This is a genomic window from Candidatus Borkfalkia ceftriaxoniphila (assembly GCF_004134775.1).
GTDB classification, from domain to species: domain Bacteria; phylum Bacillota; class Clostridia; order Christensenellales; family Borkfalkiaceae; genus Borkfalkia; species Borkfalkia ceftriaxoniphila.
On the sequence record NZ_SDOZ01000002.1, the window covers coordinates 1,443,034 to 1,455,805 of the forward strand.

The 12,772-nt window shown below is 53.8% G+C and carries 12 protein-coding genes; 9 read left to right on the forward strand and 3 right to left on the reverse strand.

From position 1 onward, the window contains the following. The first annotated feature begins 142 nt into the window (after positions 1-142). The 3 genes from ESZ91_RS06695 to ESZ91_RS06705 all read left to right on the forward strand — a co-directional run bounded on the left by ESZ91_RS06695 (position 143) and on the right by ESZ91_RS06705 (position 2,575). Complete coding sequence (locus tag ESZ91_RS06695) at positions 143-688, forward strand: inorganic diphosphatase (RefSeq protein ID WP_129225408.1); 546 nt, start codon at positions 143-145, stop codon at positions 686-688. Beyond that, positions 685-1,197: a cysteine hydrolase family protein gene (locus ESZ91_RS06700; protein ID WP_129225410.1), complete on the forward strand. Its 513-nt coding sequence runs from the start codon at positions 685-687 to the stop codon at positions 1,195-1,197. The genes ESZ91_RS06695 and ESZ91_RS06700 overlap by 4 nt, the downstream gene beginning before the upstream one ends. Before the next feature lie 97 nt (positions 1,198-1,294). After that, positions 1,295-2,575, forward strand: coding sequence for a cation:proton antiporter (locus tag ESZ91_RS06705; RefSeq protein WP_129225412.1), 1,281 nt, complete (start codon positions 1,295-1,297; stop codon positions 2,573-2,575). 17 nt (positions 2,576-2,592) lie between these two features. Here ESZ91_RS06705 and ESZ91_RS06710 read toward each other — a convergent pair whose 3' ends face one another. From ESZ91_RS06710 to ESZ91_RS06720, 3 genes are read right to left on the reverse strand one after another with little or no spacing between them, the layout of a single operon-like run. After that, positions 2,593-3,375 (reverse strand): HAD family hydrolase, encoded by a 783-nt coding sequence (locus ESZ91_RS06710; RefSeq protein WP_129225414.1) that lies wholly within the window; start codon positions 3,373-3,375, stop codon positions 2,593-2,595. A 16-nt stretch (positions 3,376-3,391) separates the two neighbouring features. Next, entirely contained in the window at positions 3,392-4,921 is a 1,530-nt protein-coding gene (cls, locus tag ESZ91_RS06715; protein ID WP_129225416.1) for a cardiolipin synthase, read from the reverse strand. Between the two features lie 52 nt (positions 4,922-4,973). Further along, a complete protein-coding gene (locus ESZ91_RS06720; protein ID WP_129225418.1) occupies positions 4,974-5,966 on the reverse strand; it encodes an alcohol dehydrogenase catalytic domain-containing protein in 993 nt (330 codons plus the stop codon). Positions 5,967-6,257: 291 nt separating this feature from the next. On the opposite strand from ESZ91_RS06720, the gene rpmE reads away from it, so the two are divergent. The 6 genes from rpmE to ESZ91_RS06750 all read left to right on the forward strand — a co-directional run bounded on the left by rpmE (position 6,258) and on the right by ESZ91_RS06750 (position 12,624). Further along, the gene (gene rpmE, locus ESZ91_RS06725) at positions 6,258-6,461 is read left to right on the forward strand and encodes a 50S ribosomal protein L31 (protein ID WP_129225420.1); all 204 of its coding nucleotides are present in this window, start codon (positions 6,258-6,260) and stop codon (positions 6,459-6,461) included. 86 nt (positions 6,462-6,547) lie between these two features. Continuing rightward, entirely contained in the window at positions 6,548-8,368 is a 1,821-nt protein-coding gene (prmC, locus tag ESZ91_RS06730) for a peptide chain release factor N(5)-glutamine methyltransferase (RefSeq protein WP_129225422.1), read from the forward strand. A gap of 7 nt (positions 8,369-8,375) precedes the next feature. Next, on the forward strand, positions 8,376-9,449 hold the full coding sequence (gene prfA / locus ESZ91_RS06735) for a peptide chain release factor 1 (protein ID WP_129225424.1): 1,074 nt from the start codon (positions 8,376-8,378) through the stop codon (positions 9,447-9,449). A 55-nt stretch (positions 9,450-9,504) separates the two neighbouring features. Further along, the gene (locus ESZ91_RS06740) at positions 9,505-10,695 is read left to right on the forward strand and encodes a pyridoxal phosphate-dependent aminotransferase (RefSeq protein ID WP_129225427.1); all 1,191 of its coding nucleotides are present in this window, start codon (positions 9,505-9,507) and stop codon (positions 10,693-10,695) included. Beyond that, on the forward strand, positions 10,695-12,101 hold the full coding sequence (locus ESZ91_RS06745) for a beta/alpha barrel domain-containing protein (RefSeq protein WP_129225429.1): 1,407 nt from the start codon (positions 10,695-10,697) through the stop codon (positions 12,099-12,101). The genes ESZ91_RS06740 and ESZ91_RS06745 overlap by 1 nt, the downstream gene beginning before the upstream one ends. 115 nt (positions 12,102-12,216) lie before the next feature. After that, positions 12,217-12,624 (forward strand): hypothetical protein, encoded by a 408-nt coding sequence (locus tag ESZ91_RS06750; RefSeq protein ID WP_129225431.1) that lies wholly within the window; start codon positions 12,217-12,219, stop codon positions 12,622-12,624. The last annotated feature ends 148 nt before the right edge of the window (positions 12,625-12,772 follow it).

Here is a 12,772-nt window from a genome sequence, read left to right on the forward strand (position 1 = left end):
TAATACCATAATTTCAAAAGTTTGTCAAAGTTTATTTTTGTTTTTTCTCAAAAAAGTTTTTCTTTTCGCGGGAAATTTTTCAAGACCTATTGCAAGGTTTCCGTTTTTATGGTAGAATAATAGAATAAAGGCGGTAATGATTATGAATATTTGGCACGATATCGACGAAACAAGGATCACAAAAGAGGATTTCATGTGTTACATCGAGATCCAGAAAGGCTCGAAGAGCAAGTACGAACTGGACAAGGAAACGGGCGTTTTGCGTCTCGACCGCATTCTGTATACTTCCACGGTATATCCCGCAAGTTACGGCTTTATCCCGCGCACGCTCGCGGACGACGACGATCCGCTGGACGTGCTCGTTCTGTGCAGCGAACCCATTCTTCCCGCGACGCTCGTGCGCTGTTATCCCATCGGCGTCATCAACATGATCGACGACGGGAAAATGGACGAAAAGATCATCGCGATCCCGTTTACGGAACCCACATATAATATGTACCGCGACATTTCCGCGCTGCCCAAACATATTTTCGACGAGATGATGCACTTTTTCGAAGTGTACAAAGTGCTCGAACATAAAAAGACCTCCGTCAAAGAGATCATGGGGCGCGAGAATGCCATCGCCATCATCGAAAAGAGCATCGAAAATTATAAGCGTTTCATCGGGAACGGGGACAGGGCGGAATGAAAAAACTGCTCGTCGTAGTGGATATGCAGAACGACTTTATCGGCGGGCCGCTCGGAACGAAAGAGGCGGAGGCGGTCGTGCCCGCGGTGGCGGCGCGCATCAAACGGGCGAAAGCGGACGGCGATGAAATTTTATTTACGCGCGACACGCACGGCGACGATTATCCTGCGAGCGCGGAGGGGAAAAAACTTCCCGTCGCGCACTGCTTACGTGGCACGTACGGCTGGCAGATCGACGGGCGGCTTGATGCGGCGGGCGCGAAAATTTTAGACAAACCCGCGTTCGGCAGCGTAGCGCTAGGCGAATACGTCCGAAGCGGCGGGTACGGCGAGATCGAACTCGTCGGCGTATGCACGGATATCTGCGTCATTTCCAACGCCCTTCTCGTCAAGGCGTTTTCCCCCGAAACGAGGGTGGCCGTGCGCAGAGATTGCTGCGCGGGCGTTACGCCCGAGAGCCATGAAAACGCGCTTCGCGCCATGGCGGTCTGTCAGATAGAAATAATTTGAAAAGCTTGCGGCGGATTGAAAAATCCGCCGCTTTTTTCATTGACTTTTCTTTGAGAAAGTCGTATCATTTTGAACGATTGTGTAAGAAGGAGAGTTTATGAATTTTACGATTTTTTGGGATTTGGCGGTCATATTGCTTGCCACCAAATTATTGGGTATGCTGATGCGCAAGTTGGGCTTGCCGCAGGTGGTCGGCGCGGTCATCGCGGGGCTTTTGATCGGTCCCGCCATCTGGGGCAGATTCGGCTGGGCGCCCGTCAATCCGACGGAGAGCGAGGCGCAGTTTCTGGACGGGATCGCGGAGATCGGCGTAGTGCTCATTCTGTTTTCGGCGGGGCTGGAAACGGACGTGCGCGAACTCAAACGCTCGGGGCTTGCCGCGACGATGATCGCCGGCGCGGGCGTGGTCGTGCCGATGGCGTTCGGTTTCCTGATCGCCGTGCCCTTTCTGGGCGGGTTTTCGGCGCTGTCCGATCAGACGGTGCTTTTAGACGCCGTATTCGTGGGCGTCATCCTTGCGGCGACGAGCGTGGGGATCACGGTGGAAACGCTCAAAGAGATGGGCAAACTCAACGGAAGGGTGGGCACGACCATTCTTTCCGCGGCGATCATCGACGACGTGATCGGCATCGTCGTGCTTTCCGTCGTTATCGGATTTAAAGACCCTTCCGCCAATCCCTGGGTGACGATTTTAATGACGCTCGCCTTTTTTGCGGCGGCGATCGTCGTGGGATTTTTCATCAAAAAATTGTTCAAATACTTATCGGAAAAATACGACCATACCCGCCGTATTCCCATTCTGGGGCTAGTCGTGTGCTTTATCTATGCCTTTGCAGCGGAAAAATGGTTCGGCATCGCGGATATTACGGGCGCATACGTCGCGGGGATCGTATTGAGTTCTCTGCGCGATACGCACTATATCGACCGCAAGGTAGACATCAACTCGTACATGATCTTTTCGCCCGTCTTTTTTGCGAATATCGGCATCAGCGCGAGTTTCGACGGATTTACCGTATCGCTGCTCTTATTCGGATTGCTGTTCGTGGCGGCGGGCATTGCGGGCAAGATCGTCGGCTGCGGCGCGGTGGCGCGGCTGTGCAGGCACAGTTGGCGGGAGTCGGCGCAGATCGGCTGCGGTATGATCGCGCGCGGCGAAGTGGCGCTCGTCGTGTGCAAAAAGGGTATCGAGGGCGGATTGTTTGCGGGCACCGCGATCGACCCCGTCATGCCCGTCATCATGCTGGTCATCATCTCTTCGCTGCTGTGTCCCATCTTTCTCAAATTGCTATTCAAAAATGACAAAGGGCTGCCCCTTTCCGCGGGCGGCGGACCTTTGCCCGAACCGCTTCCTCAAACGGAAACAAAAGCGACGGTTTAAAACCGTCGCTTTTTTCTTTATAACAGGCTTTCCAGCGTACGCACCACGCCGTAGTCTTTGTTGGAAGGAATGGTGTGCGGAAACGCCTCTTTCATCTTATAAAATGCGTTTTCGGGCACGCGCGGATGACCGCAAGCCTGTAACATTTCAAAGTCGTTCATATGGTCGCCGAACGCCATGCACTCGTCGGGTGAGATGCCCAGTTTCTTTAAAACGACGGAGAGCGCGGCGCCCTTGTTTACGCTTTTTTCGGAAACGTCCAGCCAGTCCATGCCCGACTGAATGACGCGGAGATCGGGCAGAAGTTCCGGAAGGACGCGTATCCCGTTCTTTTCCGCGCCGAGCGCGTCATAGACGGCGATCTTGCAGATGGGAACGCTCTTTGCGACCGTCCGTAAATCTGCCTGCGCCGTGTGCGTGTACGAGGCGTTCACGTAACTTTCGAAAGGCTGTTTCAAATCCTCGTAATAGGCGCAGTCGGGCGCGCACAACAGGGGAAACAATCCCTCGCTGCCGTGCACCGCTTGCAGCGTCTTTTCGACTTTTTCGGGAGGCACCGCGTTGCAGAAGAGCAGTTCGCCCCGCATCCAGCCGAGGCCGCCGTTCTCCGCGATGATGACGATATCGTCGGCGACGGGTGCGAAAAAGTCGATCAGATTCTGTAACTGGCGGCCGCTTGCGGCGCCGAATACGATCCCTTTTTCTTTGAGTTTTCTGATGATCTCGAACGTATTTTCCGGCAGGCGCCTTTCGGGCGTGAGCAGCGTTCCGTCGAGGTCGGAGACGGCAAGTCTGATCATAAATCCTCGTAAATCGTTACATGAGCGGCGCAAAGATCCGCAGCGCCGCGCGGTAGATCTGGCTGTGCAGGCGAATTTTTATCTTATCCTCTGTGATGAGTTCGCTGTTTTTACAGGTGTCGAGATAGTCGTCGCGCAGTTGTTTGCAGAAATCTTCGCCGTACATTAAAACGTCGCACTCGAAATGCAGATAAAAACTGCGGAAATCCATATTGGAAGAGCCGATGACGGCATAGCGGGAATCGCTGACGATGCTCTTGGCGTGTATGAATCCGGGCGTGTACTGGTAAATTTTGACGCCCTCTTTCACGAGAGGAGAATAAAACGCCTTGGTCAGTGCGAACACGTATTTTTTGTCGGGAATGTGCGGCACGGTGATGCGCACGTCCACGCCCGAATGGGCGGCGGAAACGAGCGCCTTTTTCATTTCGCCGTCGATGATGAGATAGGGCGTGTTGATATAGACGTACTTTTTCGCGTTGTAGATGATCTTGATATACAGATCTTCGCAGATCTGGCGGTTGGAATCGTAAGGGGAATCGCCGAAGGGCACGCACAGGTATTTTCCCGGGCCGCCCTCCGCGAGATACTGCTCGTAGCCGTATTTTTCGTTGCCGAATTCCACCGTCCACAACTGCAAAAACATGGTGGTGAAGTTCTGCACGGCGCGGCCGCGCAGCATGATGCCCGTATCTTTCCAGTGTCCGAAACGCGCTTGTTCGTTGACGTATTCGTCCGCAAGGTTGATGCCGCCCGTAAAGGCGTATTCGCCGTCGATGACCGCGATCTTGCGGTGGGTGCGGTTATTCTGCGCCACGTCCAGAACGGGGCGGTAACGATTGAAACAACAGCATTTGATGCCGAGTTTTTTCAGTTTTTCGGGGTAATAGAAAGGCAGCGTCATGATCGAGCCGATATCGTCGTAAATGACGCGCACGTCCACGCCTTCGCGCGCCTTTTCCGTGAGGATCTCCAGAACGCGATTCCAGAATTTTCCCTCGGCTATGATGAAATATTCCAGAAAAATATATTTTTTCGCGCCTTCGAGGACTTCTATGAGTTTTTCCGCGTATTCTTCGCCCACCTTGAAATAGAGCGCCTCTTCGCAGTCGGTCGGGGGGAGATATCCCTCGGACGAGATGAGTTTCGCGCAACTGGCAAAGAATGCGTCCGTCTCTTCGAAGCGTTCTAAAACGCCCCGGCGGCTCTCGTACAGGCATTCCACGCCGCGGAAATTGCGCGTCAGTTTTTTGCGCGTGAACCTGGAGAGTCTTTTGCGCCCGAAGATGATATAAAACAGACAACCGAGAATGGGCAGAAAGAGGATCGGCACGATCCAGGCGATCTTATATTCGGCGTTGATGTCGGAATTGATGATGTACAGCACGAATATGACGTCGAGCGCGATCGTGATGCCCGTAAAAATGGCAGAGTGTATGGTAGAGTTGAGAAAGAGCACGAAAAATACGAGAATGCCGATTTCCGCGAGCAAAATAAGACTGAATATAAAAAATTTGCTGAAAATGAGTTTGAAAAATTTTCGCATGGTCCACCCGTAAAAAAGAAACGAAGCCGCCAAAAGATTCGGCGGCAATTTGTCACATCATATTGAGGAGCGTGCACGCGGGATATTTCCCGTCGTCCAGATCTTTCGCGCCCGCGGCGAGCGCCTGTTCGATATCGGTCGCCTGCACGGAAGGGCATTCGAGCGCGGAAACGTTGACCGCCTTGTTGACCAATAGATTGATCGCCGCCGAGGTGTAGGAATATCCGTTGTTGACGCTGAACACGTTCAGATTTTTGCGGAACGCCTGTTTGACGGAGATCTTGTGGTCGGGATCGGTGAATCCCGCGAACACGACGTTTTTGTGGCTTCCTGTCACGGAAAACAGAAGTTCGGGCGAAAGTTTGCTCTCGGTCATCAGCACGCCGCCGTACGCCATGCGCCCGCCCGTGATCTGCGAGAGATTGCTTTGCAGCGTTTCGTCCGCCGCCAGCGTGTAATATATGCCCGCGCGGTTGGCTTTTTTCAACTTTTCGGGATCGGAATCGATGAGTACGGGCACCGCCTGATGATAGATCAAAAGTTGGCACAGGATCATGCCGAGCGCGGTCGCGCCGATGACGGCGATGTGCCGCCCCTTGTCCGCCTCGATCTTATCCGCCACCGCCTCGCACAGCGCAACGGCTTCGGTAAACACCGCCTCTTTGTCGCTCACCGCCGCAGGGAGAGGGGAAAGTTTTTCTTCGTCCGTAACGATAAAGTCGCGCAAGAATCCGTCGCAGTCGGCGCCCGCAACGCACAGTTTTTCTTCCGCGTCCTGCCCGCAGGCATAGACGCCGTTGAGATAGACGCGCGTGCCTTTTTCCACCGCGCAGCAGTTTTCGCCCGCCTCCACCACGATGCCCACGGCGAAACGCCCGGGGACGAGCGGATATTTGAGGTCTTCGTCGCCGCGGTATGCCGCGTATTCCACGGCGGTCAAAAGTGCGGACGTGATCTTTACTTTCGCCTGTTCGGGCGAACTGATATTGTCCGGACGTTCCTCCGTCTGCAATACGCGGGGGAAAACTATTTTACAAGTTTTCATAATACTCCTGAAATTTTTTTGGTTTTATAAAAGGGTGACATTTGCACCATTTTATCGCTTATACGGGTAATTATAAAGCAAGCGGCCGAAATAATCAAGCAAAAAGCGCGCCTTTGCGAATTCTTTGAAATTTTTTGAAAAATTCGTATTTCCCGCCCGTTTTCCGGTTGACTTGTCCCACAAAATAATATATAATAAATCAGCATCTTATAAAAACGGAAGAACGTTTCCCCGACGTCCGCACGCCTGCGGGCGGGGCAATTAAGAAAGTAATCGAAAAGAGGTGAAATTATGAAGCCCGAAATACATCCCGATTATCACGAGGTCACGGTCACGTGCGCTTGCGGCGCTACGTTCAAAACCGGCTCTACCAAAAAAGGGGATATTCTCAAAGTGGATATTTGCAGTAAATGTCATCCTTTCTTCACAGGCAGACAGAAACTCGTTGATACCGGCGGCAGAGTCGATAAGTTTAAAAAAAGATACGGAATTTAGTTTTTGTCAGCTCTAAGTGTTTCTTGGGGCTGATTTTTCTTTATTCTCGGCATTCGCTCCTTCTAACCACATTTACGGAAAATTTTATGAGCAAAGAAAAAAAGACAAAGAAAAAGGAACAGCGCACGTACATCGGCGGACAGGCGGTTTTAGAGGGCGTGATGATGCGCGGCAAAACTTCCTACGCGACTGCCGTGCGCGATCCCGAGGGCAATATCCAGGTGGAGAAAAAGCGCCTCTCGATCTCCAAACATATGCGCCGCGCCTCCAAGATCCCGCTGGTGCGCGGCGTCGTCAACTTCGTATCCTCGCTCGTGACGGGTTCGAAGATCTTGATGCGCAGCGCGGAAGTGTACGGCGACACCGACGAACCCTCGAAATTCGAGATCTGGTGCCGCGATAAACTGCATATCAACATGATGAGCGCGATCTCCGTCATCGCCACCGTTCTGGGCGTGGCGCTCGCGGTGGGGCTGTTCGTCGCCCTGCCCATGCTGCTCGCCAACCTCATTTTCTCGGAAAATCTGCGTTTCGGCAACGTATGGTACAACCTTACGCAGGGCGGGCTGCGCCTCGTCATCTTTATCCTGTATATCGTCGCCATCAGCGCGATGAAAGATATCCGCCGCGTGTTCATGTACCACGGCGCCGAACATAAGACCATCACCTGCTTTGAAAAGGGGCTCGACCTTACGCCCGAAAACGCAAAGACCTGTTCGCGCATCCACGACCGCTGCGGCACGACGTTTATGTTCCTCGTCATGGCGGTCTCCATCGTGGTCTTTTCGATCATCAACTGGCTGTGCGACGAATATCTCAATATTTTCGTCTACAACAACGTGGTCAACTATCTCATTCAGTTTGCCGTCAAGTTGTTGTTCATTCCGCTGGTCGCGGGGCTTTCCTACGAAGTCTTGAAACTTCTCGCGAAATCGCAGAGCAAAATCCTGCTGCCCGTCAAGGCGCCCGGATTCCTGTTGCAGCGGCTCACGACCCGCGAGCCGGACGATTCCATGCTCGAAGTCGCCATCGCCGCCTTCAACAGCGTCTATCAGATGGACGCCGATCCTTCGATCCCCGAATCGGAATTTACCGTTTCCATGACCGTCAGAAAGTATGTGGAAACGCTCAAAGAAAAATTCAAAGCCGCCTCGATCGACGAGAGCGACGCGGAGTGGCTCGTCGCCTGTTCGAGCGGCATTGCCCGCAGCGAGCTATACACGAGCGAAAAAATGTTCGTGCCCACGGAAGTTTCGCGCATGGACAAGATCGCCCGCGAACGACTCGGGGGCCGTCCGCTCTGGTATATCCTGGGCGACACGGAATTTTACGGCTACAAGATCAAGGTGGACGAACGCGTGCTCATTCCCCGCCCCGAAACCGAACTTCTGGCGGAGATCGCCGTCAAAACGTACGAGGAAGGGGACAAAGTGCTCGATCTTTGCACGGGCAGCGGCGCGGTGGCGATCGCGATCGCCAAACAGAAAAATATTTCCGTCGCGGCGGCGGACGTCAGCGCGGACGCGCTCGCGCTCGCGGAAGAAAACGCGCGCGCCAACGGGGCGGACGTGAAATTCGTCGAGAGCGACCTCTTTGCCAAGATCAAAGGGAAGTACAATATCATCACCTGCAACCCTCCCTACGTCAAGAGCGCGGACATGAAGACGCTGCCCAAAGAAGTGGGATTCGAACCCGCGATGGCGCTCGACGGCGGCGAGGACGGGCTGGATTTTTACCGCAGGCTCGCCAAAGAAGCGCCCAAGCATCTCGTTCGCGGCGGCGCGCTCATCATGGAGTGCGGCATCGGGCAGGCGCAGGAGATCGTAAAACTCTTTTCCAAATTCGACTACACCATGGTCACGCGCGATCTGGAAGGGGTAGAGCGCATCGTGCGCGCCGTCTATTAAGGTTATTATGATAAAGAAATTAGAAGACATTCTCGCCAAATACCGCGCGCTGTCCGAACAGATGGCGGATCCCGCCGTCATCGCGGACCCCGAAAAATGGACGAAGTGCGCAAAAGAGCATTCCGACTGTTCCGAATCCGCCGAAAAGTATCTCGAATACAAAAAGGTGGAAAAGGAAATGGAGGACGCTTTCGCCGCGGCGGAAACGGAAACCGACGCCGAAATGAAGGATATGCTCGTGCAGGAAGGGTACGCCTGTAAGGAAAAACTGGCGGCGATCAACGCGGAACTGCGTATCCTTTTATTGCCCAAAGATAAAAACGACGAGCGCAACGTGGTCATGGAGATCCGCGGCGGCGCAGGCGGCGAAGAGGCGAACCTGTTCGCGGCGGAACTGTTCCGCATGTACCAGCACTATGCGGAGAGCATGCGCTGGAAACTGGATATCATCGACATGAGCGATACGGAACTGGGCGGCATGAAAGAAGTCGTGTTTTCCGTATCGGGAAAGGGCGTCTATTCCAAACTCAAATACGAGAGCGGCGTGCACCGCGTGCAGCGCGTGCCCGAAACGGAATCGCAGGGGCGCGTGCATACTTCCACCGTCACAGTGGCGGTTCTGCCCGAGGCGGAGGACGTGGACGTGGAGATCAACGAAAAAGATCTCAAAATCGACACCTACCGTTCGGGCGGCGCGGGCGGCCAGCACGTCAACAAGACGGAGAGTTGTATCCGCCTGACGCATCTTCCCACGGGTATCGTGGTCACCTGTCAGGACGAGCGCTCGCAGATCAAAAACCGCGAAAAGGCGATGAAAGTTTTAAAGAGCCGCCTGTACGACTACTACAATACCAAATATCAGAGCGAATATTCGCAGAACAGAAAAAATCAGGTGGGCACGGGCGACAGGAGCGAGCGCATCCGCACCTACAATTTCCCGCAGAACCGCGTCACCGACCACAGGATCGGGCTGACGCTGTACTCCTTGGACAATTTCATGCTCGGCGACATTTCCCAGATGATCGAAAGCCTTGCCATCGCCGACCGCGAAGCCCAGCTTTCGTCGGAAGAGGAAGCATAAGGTTTCGCACAGATTTTATTTATTGTCAATAAATTTTTACGAGGTATAGAAAATCATGAGCATCACAAGAAGAATTTCCTCCATTTCTCCATCTCTCACCCTTGCGATCACCGCAAAAGCGAAGGCGATGAAAGCGGAAGGAAAATCGATCATCGGTTTCGGCGCGGGCGAGCCCGATTTCAACACGCCGCAGCACATTATCGACGCGGCGAAAGCGGCGCTCGATAAGGGATTTACCAAATATACGCCCTCTTCGGGATTGCTCGAACTGCGCAAAAAGATCGCGCAAAAATTCAAAGAAGACAATAACCTCGATTACGAGCCTTCCCAGATCATCGTGTCCTCGGGCGCGAAACATTCCATCTTCAACGCGATGTTCGCGCTTTTGGAAGAAGGCGACGAAGTCATCATTCCCGCTCCGTACTGGCTCACCTATCCCGAACTCGTCAAGGTCTGCGGCGGCGTGAGCGTGTTCGTGGAAGGGCGCAAGGACAACCACTTCAAAGTTTCGCCCGAAGACATCAAAAAGGCGATCACGCCCAAGACCAAACTTCTCGTGTTCAACTCTCCCTCCAATCCCACGGGCGCCGTGTACACCGAAGAGGAGATCCGCGCCATCGGCAAAGTGGTGGAAGAGGCGGGTATTTACGTGCTTTCCGACGAGATCTATTCCAAACTCATCTACGACGGCGTCAAACATTTCTCCATCGCCGCGGCGAGCGAGAAACTCAAAGAACGTACCGTTGTCGTCAACGGCGTTTCCAAGACCTACGCCATGACGGGCTGGCGCATCGGCTGGCTGGCGGCTCCCAAAGACGTCGCCAAGGCGATCGACTCTTTCCAGAGCCACGCCACTTCCAATCCTTCGTCGATCTCCCAGTACGCGACGATCGCCGCGCTCGAAGGCAGCGAGGACGAACTCAACGCCATGCGCGACGTGTTCAACGACAGAAGAAAATTCATGATCGGGCGCATCCGGGAGATCGAAGGGCTCGACCTCATCGTGCCCGACGGCGCTTTTTATATTATGTTGGTCGTCAAAAACCTGTTCGGCAAGCGTTTCGGCGGCCGCAAGATCAACGGCTCGCTGGACGTTGCGGATATGCTCCTCGAAAAGGGCGTCGCCGTGGTGCCGGGCATCGCGTTCGGCGATGACGAGTGCGTGCGCCTTTCCTATGCGATCTCCAAAGAGGACATCGCGGAAGGCTTGAACCGCATCGAATCGTTCGTCAAGGAGGTCTTCTGATGATTTCTTATCGTCCCGGCAGAAATCTTCTGGAAGAAGATCCGTATCAGTACGAATTGCAGGACGTAAAGGAACCCGAACTGTTCCGCGATCTGTACAGTTACGACGCCATCCCCAAGACGGTGTTCAACTACCGCAACGTACCCATGCAGATGCCCGCGGAGATCTGGATCACCGACACCACCTTCCGCGACGGGCAGCAGTCCACTTCGCCTTTCACCGTCAAACAGATCGTCGATATTTATAAACTGATGGCGCGGCTAGGCGGCAAAAGGGGCATCGTGCGCCAGTCCGAGTTCTTTTTGTACAGCGACAAGGACAGGGCGGCGCTCAAAGAGTGCCAGGATCTCGGACTGAAATTCCCCGAGATCACCACCTGGATCCGCGCCAACGAGAAAGATTTCGAACTCGTGAAGGACGCGGGCGTGGCGGAAACGGGCATTCTGGTCAGTTGTTCCGATTATCATATCTTTAAAAAGATGAACCTGACCCGCGCGCAGGCGATGGACAAATATCTCGGCATCGTCAAGAGCGCTCTCTCGCACGGCATTCGTCCGCGCTGCCATTTCGAGGACATCACGCGCGCCGATTTTTACGGTTTCGTGGTGCCGTTCGCGAACGAACTGATGAACCTTTCCAAAGAGAGCGGCATTCCCGTCAAAGTGCGCATGTGCGATACGATGGGCTTCGGCGTGACGTATCCCGGCACCTCGCTCCCGCGCAGCGTGCAGGGCATCGTGTACGGGCTCAACCACCACGCGGGGGTTCCCAGCGAACTTTTGGAATGGCACGGACACAACGATTTTTATAAAGTCGTTGTCAACGCCGCCACGGCGTGGCTGTACGGCGCGAGCGCGGTCAACTGTTCTCTTCTGGGCATCGGCGAGCGCACGGGCAACTGCCCGCTCGAAGCGATGGCGATCGAGTACGCTTCGCTGCGCGGCACAGACGACGGCATGGACTTCACCGCCATTACCGACATCGCGCGCTATTTCGAGGACGAACTCGGCTATATCATACCTCACAACACGCCTTTCGTGGGGCGCTCGTTCAACGCGACGCGCGCGGGCATCCACGCGGACGGAATGCTCAAAGATCCCGAGATCTACAACATTTTCGATACGGCGAAGATCCTCAACCGCCCCGCGCGCGTTTCCATCAACAACGCCAGCGGGCTGGCGGGCATCGCCTATTGGATCAACGACTATTATTTCCTGCCCGACGAGCATAAGATCGATAAAAAAGACGATTTGGTCGTGAAGATCAAAGAGATCATCGACGCGGAATACGCGGCGGGGCGCAACAGCATCTGGGGCGACGACGAGTTGGACAGCATCATCCGCAGCATAGACCACAACAAGCACCGCGAATTCGTCGCATTCGGCCGTGTGAAAAAGGGCAACTGATTGCCGCTTTGTGAAAAATTTCAAAATATTTCAAAATATTTTATAAAAGTTATTGAAACTGCGGCAAAAATAAGTTAAAATAGAGATACCAATAATATTGTGAACGGAGGTTCAGATGATTAAAATTATATACGGACCCAAAGGAACGGGCAAAACTAAGATCATTATCGACGAGGCGAACAGCAAGATCGAGACGGCAAAGGGCCATTTGATTTTTATCACGAATACCAAGCGTTATATGTACGATCTGAAACGCGAGATCCGCATGATCGATACTTCCGATTACCAGATCGCGGGCGAAGAGGCGCTGTGCGGCTTTGTCAAAGGCGTGGTCGCAGCCAACAACGACAACGAATATCTGTTCATCGACGGCGCGGCGCGCATCGCGGGCAAGGAGATCAAGGATATGCCCGCCTTCTACTATATGCTCGACAAACTGTCCGAAGAGAACGGGCTGACCGTGTACGTGACTTGCAGCGCGGATAAAGGCGAACTTCCCGAGTTCGTGACCAAATATCTCTAATACGGCGCGCCCCTTTTCGGGGGCGGAAAAGCATAACGGTACATAGATACAATCCCGCAATATTTTGCGGGATTGTATCGGCATTTTATTATAATTCTATCGGAGAGAAAAGCGCGGGCGTAAAACGTGGTTTTACGTCGGTTTATCG

Bases quoted from the DNA above. Each gene is read 5' to 3' on its own strand.
- ESZ91_RS06720 (WP_129225418.1), bottom strand. From the start codon at position 5,966: ATGAAAACTTGTAAAATAGTTTTCCCCCGCGTATTGCAGACGGAGGAA.
- ESZ91_RS06740 (WP_129225427.1), top strand. From the start codon at position 9,505: ATGAGCATCACAAGAAGAATTTCCTCCATTTCTCCATCTCTCACCCTT.
- ESZ91_RS06695 (WP_129225408.1), top strand. From the start codon at position 143: ATGAATATTTGGCACGATATCGACGAAACAAGGATCACAAAAGAGGAT.
- ESZ91_RS06710 (WP_129225414.1), bottom strand. From the start codon at position 3,375: ATGATCAGACTTGCCGTCTCCGACCTCGACGGAACGCTGCTCACGCCC.
- rpmE (WP_129225420.1), top strand. From the start codon at position 6,258: ATGAAGCCCGAAATACATCCCGATTATCACGAGGTCACGGTCACGTGC.
- ESZ91_RS06750 (WP_129225431.1), top strand. From the start codon at position 12,217: ATGATTAAAATTATATACGGACCCAAAGGAACGGGCAAAACTAAGATC.
- cls (WP_129225416.1), bottom strand. From the start codon at position 4,921: ATGCGAAAATTTTTCAAACTCATTTTCAGCAAATTTTTTATATTCAGT.
- ESZ91_RS06745 (WP_129225429.1), top strand. From the start codon at position 10,695: ATGATTTCTTATCGTCCCGGCAGAAATCTTCTGGAAGAAGATCCGTAT.
- prmC (WP_129225422.1), top strand. From the start codon at position 6,548: ATGAGCAAAGAAAAAAAGACAAAGAAAAAGGAACAGCGCACGTACATC.
- prfA (WP_129225424.1), top strand. From the start codon at position 8,376: ATGATAAAGAAATTAGAAGACATTCTCGCCAAATACCGCGCGCTGTCC.
- ESZ91_RS06705 (WP_129225412.1), top strand. From the start codon at position 1,295: ATGAATTTTACGATTTTTTGGGATTTGGCGGTCATATTGCTTGCCACC.
- ESZ91_RS06700 (WP_129225410.1), top strand. From the start codon at position 685: ATGAAAAAACTGCTCGTCGTAGTGGATATGCAGAACGACTTTATCGGC.